Genomic DNA, 16,923 nt, shown 5'->3' on the forward strand with positions numbered 1-16,923 from the left:
ATTTAACAGGTTAAGGAAGACAAGATGGCATCCATCGCCAAGCCGCAGGACATACAGCCTGATGAGCCGCTGCTACTGTCGGAATTTGTGCAGGGATACTGGCGGCTGGCGCAGTGGCAGATGTCACCGCAGGCGCGGCTGACATTTATTAAGCAGCATCTGGAGCTGGGGGTAAGCAGCATAGATCAGGCCGATATTTATGGCGGCTACCGCAGCGAAACCTTGCTGGGCGAAGCCTTGCGTTTGCAGCCAGCTATCCGCCAGCAACTGCAGATCGTCAGTAAGTGCGGTATCAAACTCAATGTGCCCGGCGGCCCGGGCTGTACGGTCAATCATTATGATTCCGGTCGGCAGCATATGCTGCAATCTGTCGATGACTCCCTGCGCCGCATGAGGATAGAGAAGCTGGATTTGCTGCTTATTCATCGCCCCGATTTGCTGATGGACGCCGATGAGGTGGCCGAGGCGTTTGAGACCTTACACGCCAGTGGTAAGGTCAGTCACTTTGGTGTATCCAACTTTTCCCCATCCCAGTTTGCCCTGCTGCAGTCCCGTTGGCGTTTGCCGCTGGCCACTAATCAGGTAGAGATTAATCCTTTCAATTTTGCCGTGGCCGAGGATGGTACGCTGGATCAGTTGCAGCAGCAGAGGGTGCGCCCCATGGCCTGGTCCTGTCTGGCGGGTGGCCGTTTGCTGAGTGATGACTCGATGCAGGCACAGCGTCTGCGCACTGAACTCACTGCGATAGCCACTGAAGTGAATGCCGACTCGATTGAGCAGGTGGTATTTGCCTGGGTGCGAATGCTGCCATCAAAGCCAAGGCCTATTTTGGGCAGTGGCAATATCGCCCGGGTGCGCGATGCGCTGGCATCCACCAAGCTGAGTCTCAGCCGTGAGCAGTGGTATCGTATCTGGGTGGCGGCCAAGGGGCATGGAGTGCCGTAACCGCACAGCCATAGCAACAGAGAAAAACGAACTGAGTGATGGATATGGATATTCTGCTGCTGGCGCCGGAGGTGGCGCTGGGCAAGTTCAAACTCATGCTGTGGCTGGCCGCCGTCGCTTTTATCGTCACCTATTTTGCTGGCCGGGTGCTGGGGGATAGGCGAGGCAGAACGAGGTCAGTCAGCAAAGCGGTGATGATAGCTGCCTTGCTGCCGGTTTTTCTGGTGTGGCAGGGTTACCGCCTGCATCTGGATGTGTTTCATCATGTCGGTATTTCAGATGCCGGCAAAGTCTCGCTGGGGTTTGTGTATCCGGCTGGAAAAACGCTGGCGGTAGAGGTGATGACGGTGACTTTGCAGTGGCAGCGCGGCAGTCAGTGTGTGCTTGAGCTCAATACCCGTGAGGGCGAACTTCGTAGCGTGATGACAGTGGATCGCAAGGCGTGCAGGACGGCATATCAATCGCTGCAGGCTTTATCCCGCTGAGTCAGGCTGGGCGGCATTTGATTGCAAAATAGCGTGCCCAGCAGGGGTCATTGATGGCCAGGCGCTGCACTTTTGAAACGCGCGATATTGTCCCGCTCTCTGTCCATGACATTCAGCTCATGCTGGCGCAGGCGCTGCTGCTCTGCTTCCGGCAGCGGCGTGGGGGCGGACAGGTAGTGCTTTTGCCAATTTGGCAGCAGGGCATTGAAGATAAGCTCAGCTCTGGGCATGTGAAAATCTGAGGTAACAATAATCAGCTCAGTGTTGTCTGCCTGAACGCTTTGTTGCTGCAAGAGCCATGTCAGCGTCAGGCTGGCATCTTCAAAGGTAAAGCGGCTGTCGATACCGGCTGGCAATCTGTAGGCCGCAATCCCTTGCCGTTTGAGCTCAAGGTGAACCCAGTGCCAGTGCGGCATGACGGTTTGATTGAAATGCTCACCAAAGCCGCCGGTGCATAATATTGCGGCATCAGGATACTGCTGTGATAACTTCGCCGTGGTCTGACAACGGCCAAGGGCAATGGCGGAGAGACTGCCGTCGCTGTGGTTGGGCGCGCCGAGTTGGATGATTAGCTGTTGCAACACAATGCCTGAATCCTGAGTGAGAGAACCAGGCGAGTGTAGCGGTTTTAATCGCCTCTGCATAACCTGGATTATTTGGATTTCTTCTCTGAAATCCACAGTTTGATGCTGCCTTTGACCACCACTACATCGTTGGCATCATAGGCAGTGACCGTCACATCCATGTCGCCCGGCTGCCAGGCATGGGGATCAACCTCGGCCACACAACGGATATCTGTGCCGGCTTTGGCGGTGTAATCCAGTGTCATGCCCTTGGGGATCCAGCGCAAATGCGGTGGGATCGAGGCTTCAGCCATGGCGCCCATGGCGATTTCCAGCCCGTTGCAGATGGCAATCACATGCACTGTGCCTATGTGGTTTTGCACCTTGCGGCGTTTTTTGATGATGCATTCACAGTGGTGCGGATAGAGTTTGGTGACCAGCGGGCTGACACTGCCAAAATAGGGTGCCATGCGGCAAATTGCCAGTGAAAACAGCTTATTGCCCATGGGCCAGCGCTGCAGTTTCTGGTACAGATCCAGGGTTTTATTTCTGTGGGTATGGGGCATGGCCATGTTCCTTCTGGCTGGCACTGACTCATTTAATATCAGCGCGTTGGGTCAGCATGAATGTCAGTCTGGTCGGATGAGTTTAACACCGACATAACAGGTGAGCCAGATCACAATATCAGGGTAGATTTTGTAACTGGCATAACTCCCGTATAATCCGGCCATCCATGGGGCTGGAATTTGGCCTCTTAGTCTTCTTCAGCGACAAGGACATACTGTGAAATACCTGCTGACTTATTTCAAAGGCCTGGCCATGGGGGCGGCCGATGTGGTGCCCGGGGTTTCCGGCGGTACCATTGCATTCATTACCGGCATTCTCGACACCTTGCTCGACAGTATTCGTCGTATCAATCCCAGCCTGTGGGGCGTGATCCGCAAAGACGGCATCAAGGCTGCCTTTATGCACATTAATGGCCCGTTTCTGATCTGTTTGTTTGGCGGCATCCTCACCAGTATTGTCAGTCTGGCCAAGCTCATCACTTACTTGCTGGCCCATCACCCGATCCCTGTGTGGTCGTTTTTCTTTGGCCTGATCCTGATCTCTGTGGTGCACATGCTCAAACAGGTCAAAGGCTTTACCTTTGGCCGACTGGCCCTGTTTTTTGCCGGTGTGGCTGCGGCGTATGTGATCACCATTCTCAACCCGGTATCGGTTGAGCCGTCGCTGATCAATATCCTGTTTGGCGGCGCGATTGCCATCTGCGCCATGATCCTGCCCGGCATCTCCGGCAGCTTTATTCTGCTGCTGCTTGGCCTGTATGCCCCGGTGATCGGCGCGGTCAAAGCCTTTGATATGACCATTCTCGCCACCTTTGCCGTCGGCGCGATATTCGGCCTGCTCACCTTCAGCCATGTGCTGTCGGCGCTGCTGCGCAACTTCCACGACGCGACTTTGGTGTTCCTCACCGGTTTGATGCTGGGCACCCTGGGCAAGATCTGGCCCTGGAAGGAAGTGCTGAGCTGGCGCACCAACTCCAAAGGCGAGCAGGTGCCGCTGCTGGAGCAAAATCTCGCTCCCTGGAATTATGAACAGGTGGTGGGTCAACCCTCACAGCTGATGCTGGCCATCCTCTGCCTGCTCGCCGGTATTGGCATAGTGGTGGCACTGGAATACTTTGGTGACAAGCTCAAAACCGCTGAGTAATCCTGATTGAAACAATCAAAATAAACAACGCCCTTTGGCTTATCACCAAAGGGCGTTTTTATGTTTCCAGAGTCAGGTGATGGGCAACATAGAAAAATGCCTAAGACATCAGGATAATATCTGTCTGTGAAGCCTTGTTTGAAGGTTAAATCTGTCATTCTTTTTGCAAGTGTGACAAACAGAATATGATTTGTTCGGTGCCACTTTAACTTCTGCGGCACTGTATTGGCAGGACATTGGCAGCAAAATACCAGAGACAATCCACCTAAAGATGATATGCCTCAGTCATATTTGATACGGCAATGATTGATTTTTTTTACTCACCGACACATCAGTTTTTATCATCTTCAGGTAAATAAAACTCAAGTTTGCCACACGACTGACACGCAAAAATGTCGAACGTTTGTTTGTTAACAAATAACTCTGCAAGGTTACCCAGGGCTCCCCAACGCGCACCTTCATGAAATTCTTTCGAGCCGAGTTTTATCATTGGGGATTTGCAGCGTATACATTTTAAAGTCGATTGTCCGAGTTCTGCTGACCAGTTTTTTCCCTTTTCACAGCCGCAATTCCAGCATACCTCAAAACCACTCTCTTCAATCTTGGTATTGCAGTTCTGACATGTCCAAACCATAAAATTTCCCTTTAAGTAGAATTTCAATATAGGGGTGATATTACCAATACCCATATCACCGTCAGCGGAATGTCTTTTTTGTTGTTAAGTAGAATCGTGATGTAAGCGAATAGCATTGTTGCATACGTTGATTGAATTTTGTACATGCTCAGAGGGGTAAAAAACTGATACTTATTAAAATCAGCAACCTAAGTAAGGACAATTCAAAATCTGAGTAAAACAAAGGAGAAAGATTGCTTATATAGACCGGTGACAGTCAAGGTTCAGAGTAGATGATAGGCGAGTCGATAAACGGTTGAATGGCAGTGAAATTAAGAATGCTAAAAAACAGGCATCGTTGGGGATAGGTCAGATTGGTGTTTGGATATGGCGTGTGAAATCAATTTGCTGCCGATAGCAAAAAAAACGGACCTCTCTGAGAAGAGGTCCGTTTTGCGGGGTGTGAAATCAATTACGCCTTACGGCAGTAACTGTCACCACGAAAACCTTGTGTTGTTAGCGCAAAACTCAGGCTTTGGCGGTGTTATCTTCGGTTTGCCCGTCGGCAATACCGAGGATTTGGTCCTGCTCACGCTGGTGAGCCATGATGCCGTTGTAGTTAGTCTTCAGGTACTGCAGGGTTTTCACTGCAGCCACGAAGAAGATTGGGATAATCAGGGTCACAATCAGTACAGGGAACGACTTCATAATGTTCAGGTCGGCGTCGATCACCAAGAAGATGATTGGCAGTGCGGTCAGCAACATACACCAGAACAGACGGAACATAGGTGATACGTTGGCTTCATCATCCAGTTTCCTGGTGGCGATACCCGCCAGAGAGTATGACGTACCGTCCAGTGTGGTTACCGTGAACAGGATCATGGTGATGAGATAAATGGCCGTCAGTACCATAGGAATGGACGTGGTACCAAAGACCTCTTTTACCAGCTGGGCAGGTTGACCGGCTTCAATCAGCTTCACGCCATCGACAATGCCGTTGTTCACCAGATCCATGGTGAAGGTACCGCAGATACCGAAGATAACGGCTGAGCCCAAAGTGCCACCAACAACCAGCACCAGGATCAGGTCACGCAGTTTCTGGCCCTGAGCAATCTTGGTGATGAACACGCCGATACCAGGCGAGTAAGAGATCCAGTTAGCCAGGAAGAATACTGTCCAGTACTGAGGGAACAGGGTCGAACCAAAGGGATCTGTGCTGGTGCTCATGCGGATGTAATCACTCAGCATGATGCCCACGCCGTTGGACAGGTTGTTCACCATCAGCGCAGAGGGGCCGATGATAAAAATCAGGCCAATAAAGCCGGCACAGATATAGATGGTGGCGCTGGACAGGGCCGCCATGCCTTTCTCAATACCGATATAAGAGCTCAGCGAGAAGATCACCGCCAGACCCAAAATCACGCCCACACCCAGCATCAGGGTATCCGGAATACCGGTCAGGCTGGCAATGTTGGACGAGATCATCGGGATACCCAGACCCAGAGTCAGAGCCGTGGCGGCCAGGGTGGTGATAATGAACAGCAGGTCGATGGCTTTTTGTGCCCACACAGGCAGGGCATCGTTACACAGGCTGTTTACCACGCCAGACAGGCTCAGCGACTTGCTGCGCTTGAGGTAGAACACCACGGCAAATGGCACGGCAACAATCAGGTAAGAGAACCAACCGGCAGCACCCCAGTGGAACATGTTGTACGCCGTGGCGTATTCCATGGCCATGTGCTTGTCGTCGATACCGAACTGTGGGTCCATGAAGTAATAAACCGCTTCAATGAAACCCCAGTACATGGTGGATGCGCCCATACCGGCAGACAGTGCCATGGCGAACAGCTGGAATTTGGTGAATTTTGGCTTGCAGTCACCCATACGGATCTCGCCGTATTTGGAGAAGGCCAGATACAGCAGGGCAACTGTGGCAAAAATGATGTACCACAAAAAGCCGGTGCCCAGATTCACAACGGTGAAGTCGAGCATACTGCCCATGGTGCTTTTCACTTCAGCCGGGAAAAATACTGCCAGGATACCCAGCAGCAGTACTAAGCTGAAACTGCCCAGGGTGAGTTTCAGGTCGATACCATTTGTATTTAGTTTCATTGTGATGGTTACTTCTTTTTTATCATCAGAAGGATATAAGTAGCTGCAGGTGTTCTCTGTCATCATCCTGCAGGAGCTTCGGCTCGTTGACTTCCGAAGCTCCTGCGGATGATTTTGTAGGCAGAGATCAGCCAGTTTCTGTCTTCATATCGATTTTTTCGCCTTGCGGCGTGTTTGTCGTCATCAGATAGTGAGCGAGTTTCTCAGGCCACACTCAAAATCTTGAATATCCGATTACTCAAATACGTAAGAGGCGACAGACATCTCTTTGACTTTGTCCCAATCCATTTCAATCCCCAGACCGTTACCGTTTGGTGCATGGACAAAACCTTGCTTATCGGTACGGATCGGGTTTTTCGCACCCAGTTCGAAGTCTTCGTATGGATAGAACTGCTCGAAGTACTTACAGTTGTTGTGCGCCAGCGCCACATGCAGGTTGGCCGCCTGAGTCAGGGTGTAACCCATGGACTGGATCTCCAAATTCTTGGAGAAGCCTTCAGCAATGTGGAAGCACTTGTTCAGCGGGGTGATACCGCCACACACAGTGGCATCCTGGCGGATATCAGACCACATACCCTGAGACAGGGCGTAAGTCACTTCCTGCAACGTCAGCAAACAGTTACCGTGGCTGGAGATTTCCAGATCTGTCTTGGCAGTCAGGCGCTTGTAGGTGTTGTAGTCATAGTCAGACACAGGCGCTTCCAGCCATTCCCAGTCGTAGCTTTCCAGGCGCTTGGCCATCTTCATTGCCTGCTCAGGAGTGTAGAAGGTTGCGGTATCCAGCATAAAGCGGATGCCGGTTTTGCCGTAACGGGCCTGCACCGCATCCACCAGTTTGACGTCTTTGTCATACACGCAGTAGCAGTGCAGTTTGATGGCGGTAAAGCCGTGCTCGATACAGTCGTCTATGTAGGGGAAGTACTCTTCCACTGTGTCGAACATAGGGGTGGAGGCGTAAGACAGCATCTTGCTGCGTGCGCCGCCCAGCAGCATATACAGTGGCATACCGGCTTTCTTGCCCTTGATATCCCAGGCGGCGATATCGATAGGGGATTTGGCTGGCAGGCCGCCCCAGGTACAGCGGGCCATCAGCCAGTTGTACAGTTCCTGAGTCGCCAGTGGGTTTTTGCCCAGCAGGCCCGGCACGATAGTACGCTGGGATTCAATGATGCAGCGGTCGAAATCGTTTTCTGTGTAGCTGATGGTGGCACCGGCACCTTCGGTACCGTCGTTGCAGATCAGGCGCACAATGTTGTTGGTGTACAGCAGTGGCTCCTGGTTGTCGGCCCAGGGCACAGGCGCGGCCAGACGATCTGCAACGGCATAAAGTTCAACGCGGGCAATTTTCAAATCAGACATCTTCTTTACCTTACTCATCAAGCCTTACAGGGCTGAGCCATTGGCCATCATGGTTTTGCGGATATCGGCAACGTTCAGCTTGCGAATCGCAGTGTGGGTATCAATCGCTTTGACGGCGGCAACACCGGCAGCGTGGCCCATTTCAAAGCACTGGGCAGTGACGCGGGCAGAGGCCAGCGCTTCGTGCTCGGCGCTCAGGCAGCGACCTGCCACCAGAATGTTTTCACCCACTTTGGGCACCAGTGCGCCGAAGGGGATGTCGTAGTAATCGTTTATCAGCCAGTGCAGTTTGGGCTTGTTGCCGTTGTGCAGTTCAATCGGCCAGGGGGTGCGGCAGATACCGTCGTCGCGCTTGCGGCAGTTGACCACATCGTCGTTGGTCAGGGTATCCACACCGACAATAGAGCGGGTCTGACGGATACCCACTTCAACACCGGTATCCACCACATAACCCGCTTCACAACCGGGCACAAACTGGTTCAGGAATTTGCTGTAAGCACGCACCTGACGGCGACCGAACACTTCAGCTTCGGTGAAGTCCACCGGGTCAATCACGTTCAGCATACGGCCGTCCTGACCTGCCAGACGGGTGGCGTTCACCATCAGCTCGTTGGGACGGGTAGTGGGGAAAATCCAGATCTTGTGACGCGGCAGATCCCAGCCTTCCTGGTTGCACTTGAGGATGTCCTCAGTGACTTTGGGTGGGCAGATGGTGTCGCTGCCGAAGTAGTCCAGGTATTTATCCATATCCACGCCCGCCATGCGAAAGAACATGGTGGGGTTCTGGATACGGCCATTGTCACCAAAGTAGGTATCCAGACCAGCACGGGCAATCACGGCGGCATCGCCGGAGGCATCGATGATGATTTTCGCCAGGATCACACTCTGACCGGCGTTGGATTCTATCACCACGCCTTTGAAGGTTTCTCCGTCCATGATCACACCTGTCACAGCTGTGTGATACAGGATGTTTACGCCAACGGCGGTCAGCATGTCATCGGCGACTTCACGCCATACCAAAGGATCATGGGTGACGGTGTAGGTCTTGCCGTAGCGCTGTGGCTCGGTGACGCCATTGCGCTCGGCCAGTGCTTGGCGGAAACGCTCGGTAAAACCAAACACCACCTGTTCCGGGGCTGCACCGGTATCGTCGCTTGCCATGTACATGCCGCAGATAGTACCGGACAGGCCTGCCACGGCGGCACCACCACAGAAACCATATTTTTCAATCAAGTAAGTCGATTTACCGCAGGCGGCAGCGGTTTCGGCTGCGGCGACACCGGCAGGTCCACCACCGGCAACCAGCACGTCGATTTCAGCAAGAACCGGCAGATCCGGCATCTGCTCATAACGGCGGATGATTTTCCAGTTGTTCATAATAGCTCCAATATACGGCTGATATTCATCTGATATATCAGTTGTGTGGCGCTAATATATTCCTGTAAAATAACCGGCACAAATTAGCCTTGTCTGAACTGTGACAGGGATCGCGTGAAAGGATCGGGAAACACCATGAACCTCATCAATGATGCGGCGAACAAGTCTGAGTTCGCCTACGACAAACTGGAAAAGATGATCACGTTCAGAGAGCTGAAACCGGGTTCCATGGTGAGTGAAAAGCAGCTGGCCGACTTACTGGAACTGGGGCGCACGCCTGTGCGTGAAGCGCTGCAGCGGTTGTCTTACGAGCGTATGGTGGAGATCCATCCCCGTCGCGGCATTCTGGTGCCACCGATTTCGCTGGAATGTCAGCTAAAGATCCTTGAAGTGCGCCGGGATATCGAAGCCCTGTGTGCCCGTTTCGCTGCCAGCAGAGTCAGCCCGGCGCAGCAAAGCCGGATGGCGGCGCTGGCCACTGAACTGGAGAACTGTGCCGACGAGCAGGATGATTCGCTGTATGCCGAGCTGCTCAAGCAGATCCACATTCTGCTGGTACTGGCCGCCAACAACGAATATCTGCAGTTGGCGATGGCACCTTTGCAGGGGCTATCCCGTCGTTTCTGGTTTGCCTATAAAAATGACACCACAGATTTAACCGAAGCGGCGCATTTGCATGCCGCGACGTTGCGCCGCATTGTCGCCGGTGATGCCGACGGCGCAGTGCAGGCCTCCCATGAGCTGAATGATTATCTGACCCGCATGGCCCACGCCACCATCAATAAAAGCATGCGGGTAAATTAACTCGCCGTACCTGAGTAAAGATAAGCAACAGCGACTGCGCTCAGATAGCCGCTGTCGCGCTTGCTCAAAAGCCTGCTATGGCTTGTCCTGCTATTGCTTGCCTTGTAAGTGCGCCACCAGTTCGGGGGTTAACGCCTGGATAAGGGACGCTTCAATGACAAGTGGCAGCCAGCCATCTGTGCCCAGGATCTCCAGACGGGTGATGTGATTGAGCGTCGCCCGGTCAGTTGTATTGGCCTGAGTCCAGCTGCCCGAACACCTGAAAATGCCTTTATGGGTGTGGAGCCGGGTGATTTCAAAAGGCGTCATCATCTCTCTGTGACATCTCTCGTTTCATGCTCTGTCTCCGAATCAGATCACAAAACCAACTCAATCTCAGCAGGTTAGTTTAATTGTGGCCTATTGTCTGCTTATTCCTGTGACGACCGGCTTGGTCACTAAAATTTATGGACATTTTTACCCAAAGCTTGCTTTGGAAGGACAAAAAGAGGCAACACCCTATGAAATACACTGCATTGACCATTGCACTGCTGACCAGCGCCGCTGCCCTGGTTTCCGGTACTGTATCTGCTGCTGAGTGCAAGGCTGTATTTGGTGATGGCAAGCAGGAGTTTATTCTGGCTACCGGTAGTCCCGGCGAATTGGGGCTGTTGGAAGCGTTGGCCGATGCATTCAACCCAGCTCATGACAGCCGCATGTGCTGGGTGAAGGCCGGTAGCGGTAAATCCCTGTCACTGCTCAAAGATGGTCAGGTCGATATGGTGATGGTGCATGCGCCGGCTGCGGAAAAGCAGGCTGTTAAGGATGGCTGGGCGGCGCAGCGTACCCTGATTGGATCCAATGAGTTTTATCTGGTGGGGCCAGCGGCTGACCAAGGTCAGGTGCAACAGGCAAAATCTGTGGCAGAGGCTTACGCCAATATCGCCGCCAATCAGGCGCTGTTTTATACCCGTGCGGATAACTCTGGTACGCACAAGAAGGAGCTGTCCATCTGGCAAAGCGCAGATATCAAGCCTGTTGGAGACTGGTATCAGCCAACCAATGACTTTATGCGCGCATCGCTGAAAAAGGCAGATGCCAACGGTGGCTATTTCATGACCGACAGTTCAACCTGGGTGGCGACCCGCAAGGAATTGCCGAACCTGACGATTCTGTTCAAGGGCGATCCTGTGCTGATCAACACTTACCATGCCCTGCGGGCCAGCGATCTGAATGACCAGGGTGTCAGCCTGTCGCAGGCATTTATCGAGTTTGTGGCGTCGGATAAAGGCCAGCAGATCATCACTGACTATGGCGTCGCCGAGCACGGTCAGGCCATGTATGACAATGCTGTGGTTGCTGCCAAATACGATCACTAACCCCATAGGCGGGGCATGTGGAGGCCCCGCTGTAAGTGCGCTCTGCAAGTCCTGTAGGAGATTTGCCATCGGCTGGTTAGTTTTTTAACAGTAACTTCAGCATCTTATCCAATTTACTCAGCAATACTCAGGCACAGGGAGGTGCAGTACATTTCATTTAACCAATTGTTATAAAAAGCTTTTCATTGAGTAGGTTGACAACTCGTTGGCGGAGAACCTTCAACATCTGCCAGATGATTAGGCAAGTCTATGAATTGGTTGTTGTTATCTTCGCCACCCCGAATGTCGCCGATATCAGTAGAATGGCCGCCGCCTGTTGCAGTGCAGCTGCGCGGGCGTTTGTCTTTGGGAATGATCCGTAGTCATGGACATAACGAGAAAATAGGAATTTTAATGAAAAAGATCAGTTTGTTGGCAGCCTCTATCGGCCTAGTTCTGGGCGGTTGCGGTGGCAGTGATGACAACACAGTGGCGCCTCAGCGTTTTGCGGTAAAAGCCATTGATGGCTATCTGATGCACGCCGAGGTGTATGCCGGGGCCGGGTGCAAGACACGGGTGGGCACTACAGATCTGAATGGCGAGCTGCAGATCGATAACCAATATCTGGATCAGGCCCTGTGCGTGAAAGCCATTGCCAACAAAACCATCGACTCCAGTCGGGGAATTGTGACTAAAAGCTTTGAGCTGAAGGCGCCTGCCAAATCAGCCGTGGTCAGCCCATTGACCGATCTGGTCGTCGACAGGATGGCCGCCGACAGCACGCTGACGGTTAACGCTGCTCAGGCTGCCGTTACCGCAAGCTTTGCCGCCCTGAATTCGGATGCAGCAGTCATTTTCGGTGATTACATTGAAGAGGCTGCCAAAGGTAATCCGGCGGCAAAACGTATTACTGTCATCGGTGAAACCCTGGTGGACAAGGGGGAAATGGCCAAAGACAAACTGGAGCAGTTGATCGAAATCGTTGCTGAAAAGGCCGATGATGACGATTTGGAGGATTTCAATCCGGTGATCGGCGGTGATGGCAATTTCACGGCCAACCACAGACCTTATATCACGCTGAGCAAAGCCGAGCAGGACAAGCTGGAAGAGATTGAAATCGAGCTGGGTGCCGACATTGAGCCGATCTCTCTGGCCACGGCATTTGCCGATAAGGACAACGACAGCTTTACCCTGAGCGTACAGGATGAAGACGGTCAGGCGCTGGCCGCGCTGGGGCTGGCATTTGATCCGGATACCCAGATGCTGACCGGTAAACCACTCAATGCCGGTGAGATCGAATTGCATGTGTACGCCACCGATGTACACGGCGCGCGCTCCTACCCGCTGGAAATTGATATTGATGTGAATTCGCCCAATCTGCCGCCTGTGGTGGATACCAAAGAGCTTGCTGAAATCCAGCTGGAGCTGGACAAGTTGGCTGCGGTGCAGGGCGTCGCCATCGACAAGACGGTGGATTTGGATGATCTGTTTGACGATGAAGATGATGACAATCTCAGGCTGACTGTGGCGGCGCAAATTCCCGGCGTAGAGCTGACTGTGGTGCAGCTGGATGATCTGAAGATTAGCGGTACGCCAACGACAGCCGGTGAGTTCACTATCACCCTGACCGCCAATGATGGCATCAATGCGTCGGTGTCCACCGAGTTAACGCTGAAAGTCGCAGACAATGGCGTCACTCCTGAGCCTTCCCATCCGCTGGTGGGCAAGACCTGGTACGTGACTGAGTACGGCAGTGACAATGGATTAGTCGAGACCACACATGAGCGGGTATGGTGCGACACCTACAGGTTCAGCAATGGCAGCGTATTGATGAATGAGCGCAGCCTGGCGAATCTGACCGAATGCTCCGACGATGCCACCGTCGAAGTCGGTCAATATGAAGTTATGGATGGTCAACTGAAAGTCACATTGGTCATGGAAGATGGTGCCGAGGAAACCAGTGACATAGGTGTCAGCGACGCGCTGGCCGGTGTCGGTGAACATGCCAAAGTGGTGACAATTGACGGTGAACGTTACACCTTCTTCGCCAACGAGGATGACGCTGAGAAACGTCTTGATATTGAATCGGATGAGCAGGCCAGTGACCGCAGCTTTGCGGCCGAATTGCCAGCCATGGGTGAGCTTGAATATCAGTTGGGGATGATCACCCTGCAGATGCAGCCTCAGGGTAATGGTGAGGTCACCACTTCGGTATTTTTCGATGTGGCCGGTGCTGATTTCACCTGCGCTGAAGCCCGGGAGTTTTACCAGATGGTATTGACTGACGGTGACACTTACATGCCGATGCAGTTCAGTGAAGGTCAGGAAAGTCACAAATACTGTGTGGCGAATGCCCACTTTACCCCGGTGAAAGACACCGTATACAGCATCATTGGCTATGTGAGTGAGGGTGACGCTGCACTGGTGGAGACCATCAAAGCCAACATCAAATGGACTGGTCAGGGCAATAACGAGTAACGCTGACTGATAGTTTGTCAATCAGGGGGCTTTTGCCCCCTTTTATGCTGCTGAAGTGGTTAGATTGAAATATCTGAACGAAAAGCAGTAGACTTTTACAATATTTTTACCTGACAGGACGTCGGGATGTTGAACACGGGAGTGAGGCATGAAATTGAAGCACTGGATGCTGGGGATATTGGTTTTCGTCTGCTGCAATGCGCAGGCACAGCAGGATGCTGCGCTGCGTTTGTATGGTCAATCACTGCTGCTGGGGATTCCGCCTCAGTGGCATAAAGTACATGATGGTGAGCTTGGTGGCATGCACTCGGTGGAGTTTGTTCCTGCCGGTGAAACTATGGCGCAATGGCAGGAGCTGATTTGCCTGCAGGCATTCGACAGCATGGCAAAGCGTATTGAAGCCGCCGCCTTTCTGGCGGAGTTTTCTGCTCAGTATCAGGCTACCTGCCGGGGAGAGTGGTTTTATCAGCCACTGGGGGATATCCCCACGGGGGTGCAGGCCATGATGGGATGCAGCCGTATTGACAATCAGCACGGCAATGGACAGACCGCTCAACTGCTGGCTGAGGTAGGTTATTATCAGGTGCTGCAGGGGCAAAATGAGATCTATCTGTTGCACCGCTCCAGTCGTGGAACTGATTTCAAGGGATTGCAGGCTGACTATCAGTTACCCGGCAGTGAGAAGCTCAATTCGCTGAGATTGTCGTTCGAGAATTAATCTAATTAGACATTCATACGTTTAGATGGCTATAATTCCGGCCGTTTACAACTCTTCAACAGTAAACAGTCAACTCAGCAGGTGCCCCGGCCGTCATGGTCAGGGATAATCGGGAAGCCGGTGTAATGGCGTTCGCATTGATATGACAGGCGAGCGTGATGAGTCCGGCACTGCCCCCGCAACGGTGAATGGTGAGAGACAGGCGCGCCGCTTCGATGAAAGGGTGTTAAAAAAGTCTGTACTCGCGCGACGTCTGTATCCGGATAGTCGCAGATCCTCAGTCCGGAGACCGGCCTGGTCAGTGACTTTGGGATTTCGGAGGGCAGATCCCGGGGTGCGACATTGGCTGTCGGCTTATGCCATGCCAAAGACGTGACAACTTGCCCCATTTTCTTTTCAAGAGGTAAAAGGTAAATGGGATACAACCAATCTTATAAAATCTCCACCCTGTCTGCGGCAGTACTGACGCTGTTTGGCGCCTGCCAGTTGCCTGCATATGGCGCAGATATGGAACATATGCTGGTACTGGGCCGAACCGGTGACAATGCACTGAATATGGCTGCAGATGTGACCGTGATTGACGCTGCGGATATCGCACAAAGTGGCGTGACCACAGTGACCGAGGCACTGCGCAACATCAGTGGCATTCAGGTATCGGATAACAACACCAATGCCGTATTTGCCATGCGGGGTTTTTCATCCGGACAGGCGGCCAACAATACGCTCATCCTGGTGGATGGTCGCCGTCTCAATAATATCGATATCGCCGCGCCCAGCCTCAATGCGATTCCGCTGAATATGATCGAGCGGGTGGAGATCCTCAATGGCAGCGCCGGTGTGCTGTATGGTGATCAGGCTGTGGGTGGGGTGATCAACATCATTACCAGAGTGCCGGACCGTGATGGTGGCTCGCTGACCCTTTCCGGGGGCAGCTTTGATACCGCCGAGGGCCGCGGCGATCTGGCCGGGCAGTTTGTCGGCAACTGGCACTATTATCTGTCGGGTAATTACCGTAAATCCGACAATTATCGCCGCCACAATGCCAGTGAAACCGGTGCCGTGCTCGGGCGGATTGGTTATCGTGATGACACCACCGACTTCTATCTGGAGTCCAGCTACTACGACAATGATGTGCAAACACCAGGCGGCCTGACGGCCAGTGAATATGCCAAAGATCCGCGCCAGAGCAATGCCACTTTCGCCAATGACTATCAGCATGATGTGACCCGGGCGGTACGCTCCGGCGTATCGCAGCAGATCAGCGATAATTGGTTGCTGGCAGTGGATGCCAACTACAGCGACAGTCAGGTGACCTCTATTTTGTGGGGAGGCGCGGGGCGTAATGATCGCCGTCAGTTGCTGGTATCGCCCAAAGCAGTGGCCAGTTTTCCCACCCGTGACGGCGAACTGAGCATTGTGGTTGGCAGTGACCTCAGTCGTGGCGAATCGGCATTTGATTTTGGCCGCAGTAACACCCAAACCCAGTTAAGTACCTATGTTCAGGCCACGGTTCCACTGACTGAGTCACTCAGTTATGTGGTCGGGGGGCGCTATGCCGATGTGAAGGATGATCTCACCGACGCGTCAGTGTTCCCGCTGGGGACTGAGCTTAACCAGGATGCCAAAGCCTTCGAGCTGGGTTTGAACTGGCAGCTGGATGATGCCAACAAACTTTACCTGCGCGGTGAAGATAACTTCCGCTTTGCCAAGGTGGATGAACAGGCCTACACCCCGCCAACCGTGGTGGGACTCAAGCCGCAGACCGGCCGCTCCTATGAGGCGGGCTGGCGCCACAGCGGTAATCAGCTGCAGTCCTGGGTAAACCTGTACCGGCTGGATCTGGACGATGAGATTATCTTCGACCCAACAGCCCAAAAGCCTGAAGGCGGCAGTTTCGATGGGGCCAATATCAATGCGGAATCTTCCCGTCGTTATGGTGTGGGGTTGGGGCTGGACTGGCAGGTACTGACAGATGTGCAGGTCGGTGGTGAGGTTCAGTGGGTGGATGCCGAGTTCACTGCCGGCGTCAACAGAGGCAAGCAATTGTCCTGGGTTGCCCGTGAGTCCGGTCGCGTGTATGCCAGCTGGGATATCACTGAACAGTGGCAGTTGTATTCGGATCTGGCTTATACCGGCAAACGTTATGAAGAAGGCGACAATGCCAATGCGGCGTCTGAGCTGGCATCCTACACTCTGGTGAATCTGGCGGTAAATTATCGCCGGGGTGACTGGCTGGCCAGCGTGCGGGTCGACAATCTGCTGGATAAGGATTACGTCAGCGCGGCCTATTATGCCGAGGCTTTCCCCGGATATGAGCCTGCCAAATACTATGTCGGTACCGGACGTAATGCCCGTTTGACCCTCAGTTATCAGTTCTGATAATCCCCGGGTGCAGTGGCTTGTTGATGGGTTTCACTGCACC

The 16,923-nt window shown here is 53.1% G+C and carries 15 protein-coding genes and 1 riboswitch; of the genes, 8 read left to right on the forward strand and 7 right to left on the reverse strand.

All coding sequences use genetic code 11. From position 1 onward, the window contains the following. Positions 1 to 24 precede the first annotated feature (24 nt). Together ACRRUX_RS08095 and ACRRUX_RS08100 are read left to right on the forward strand one after the other, a co-directional pair. Positions 25 to 945 (forward strand): aldo/keto reductase, encoded by a 921-nt coding sequence (locus tag ACRRUX_RS08095; protein ID WP_432529018.1) that lies wholly within the window; start codon positions 25 to 27, stop codon positions 943 to 945. Positions 946 to 983: 38 nt separating this feature from the next. Next, complete coding sequence (locus tag ACRRUX_RS08100) at positions 984 to 1,430, forward strand: hypothetical protein (protein ID WP_432529020.1); 447 nt, start codon at positions 984 to 986, stop codon at positions 1,428 to 1,430. Positions 1,431 to 1,477: 47 nt separating this feature from the next. On the opposite strand, the gene ACRRUX_RS08105 is transcribed toward ACRRUX_RS08100, so the two are convergent. After that, positions 1,478 to 2,014, reverse strand: a complete 537-nt coding sequence (locus tag ACRRUX_RS08105) for a YdcF family protein (RefSeq protein ID WP_432529022.1) — start codon at positions 2,012 to 2,014, stop codon at positions 1,478 to 1,480. Between the two features lie 68 nt (positions 2,015 to 2,082). Further along, a complete protein-coding gene (locus ACRRUX_RS08110) occupies positions 2,083 to 2,559 on the reverse strand; it encodes a hotdog fold domain-containing protein (protein WP_432529024.1) in 477 nt (158 codons plus the stop codon). A gap of 217 nt (positions 2,560 to 2,776) precedes the next feature. On the opposite strand from ACRRUX_RS08110, the gene ACRRUX_RS08115 reads away from it, so the two are divergent. Further along, on the forward strand, positions 2,777 to 3,703 hold the full coding sequence (locus ACRRUX_RS08115) for a DUF368 domain-containing protein (RefSeq protein WP_432529026.1): 927 nt from the start codon (positions 2,777 to 2,779) through the stop codon (positions 3,701 to 3,703). 331 nt (positions 3,704 to 4,034) lie between these two features. Here ACRRUX_RS08115 and ACRRUX_RS08120 read toward each other — a convergent pair whose 3' ends face one another. From ACRRUX_RS08120 to ACRRUX_RS08135, 4 genes are all read right to left on the reverse strand, one after another. Then, a complete protein-coding gene (locus ACRRUX_RS08120) occupies positions 4,035 to 4,391 on the reverse strand; it encodes a hypothetical protein (protein WP_432529028.1) in 357 nt (118 codons plus the stop codon). 453 nt (positions 4,392 to 4,844) lie between these two features. Continuing rightward, positions 4,845 to 6,428 (reverse strand): BCCT family transporter, encoded by a 1,584-nt coding sequence (locus ACRRUX_RS08125; RefSeq protein ID WP_432529030.1) that lies wholly within the window; start codon positions 6,426 to 6,428, stop codon positions 4,845 to 4,847. A gap of 234 nt (positions 6,429 to 6,662) precedes the next feature. Next, entirely contained in the window at positions 6,663 to 7,787 is a 1,125-nt protein-coding gene (locus tag ACRRUX_RS08130; RefSeq protein ID WP_432529032.1) for a mandelate racemase/muconate lactonizing enzyme family protein, read from the reverse strand. Between the two features lie 24 nt (positions 7,788 to 7,811). After that, positions 7,812 to 9,164 carry an FAD-dependent oxidoreductase gene (locus tag ACRRUX_RS08135; RefSeq protein WP_432529034.1) on the reverse strand — a complete coding sequence of 451 codons (1,353 nt, stop codon included), beginning with the start codon at positions 9,162 to 9,164 and terminating at the stop codon, positions 7,812 to 7,814. Between the two features lie 135 nt (positions 9,165 to 9,299). Here ACRRUX_RS08135 and ACRRUX_RS08140 point away from each other — a divergent pair, with 135 nt between their 5' ends. Continuing rightward, positions 9,300 to 9,968, forward strand: a complete 669-nt coding sequence (locus ACRRUX_RS08140) for a GntR family transcriptional regulator (RefSeq protein WP_432529036.1) — start codon at positions 9,300 to 9,302, stop codon at positions 9,966 to 9,968. A 90-nt stretch (positions 9,969 to 10,058) separates the two neighbouring features. On the opposite strand, the gene ACRRUX_RS08145 is transcribed toward ACRRUX_RS08140, so the two are convergent. Then, positions 10,059 to 10,280: a hypothetical protein gene (locus ACRRUX_RS08145; RefSeq protein ID WP_432529038.1), complete on the reverse strand. Its 222-nt coding sequence runs from the start codon at positions 10,278 to 10,280 to the stop codon at positions 10,059 to 10,061. Between the two features lie 188 nt (positions 10,281 to 10,468). On the opposite strand from ACRRUX_RS08145, the gene ACRRUX_RS08150 reads away from it, so the two are divergent. The 4 genes from ACRRUX_RS08150 (at position 10,469) to ACRRUX_RS08165 (ending at position 16,880) form a co-directional block, all read left to right on the forward strand. Further along, complete coding sequence (locus ACRRUX_RS08150; RefSeq protein WP_432529040.1) at positions 10,469 to 11,326, forward strand: substrate-binding domain-containing protein; 858 nt, start codon at positions 10,469 to 10,471, stop codon at positions 11,324 to 11,326. Between the two features lie 393 nt (positions 11,327 to 11,719). Further along, positions 11,720 to 13,783 (forward strand): hypothetical protein, encoded by a 2,064-nt coding sequence (locus ACRRUX_RS08155; RefSeq protein WP_432529042.1) that lies wholly within the window; start codon positions 11,720 to 11,722, stop codon positions 13,781 to 13,783. 148 nt (positions 13,784 to 13,931) lie between these two features. After that, on the forward strand, positions 13,932 to 14,501 hold the full coding sequence (locus ACRRUX_RS08160) for a hypothetical protein (RefSeq protein ID WP_432529044.1): 570 nt from the start codon (positions 13,932 to 13,934) through the stop codon (positions 14,499 to 14,501). Positions 14,502 to 14,563: 62 nt separating this feature from the next. Continuing rightward, positions 14,564 to 14,813: riboswitch (cobalamin riboswitch) on the forward strand. A 102-nt stretch (positions 14,814 to 14,915) separates the two neighbouring features. Beyond that, the gene (locus ACRRUX_RS08165) at positions 14,916 to 16,880 is read left to right on the forward strand and encodes a TonB-dependent receptor (protein ID WP_432529046.1); all 1,965 of its coding nucleotides are present in this window, start codon (positions 14,916 to 14,918) and stop codon (positions 16,878 to 16,880) included. The last annotated feature ends 43 nt before the right edge of the window (positions 16,881 to 16,923 follow it).

This window comes from Shewanella sp. GXUN23E (assembly GCF_050865035.1).
In the GTDB taxonomy this organism is placed as follows: domain Bacteria; phylum Pseudomonadota; class Gammaproteobacteria; order Enterobacterales; family Shewanellaceae; genus Shewanella.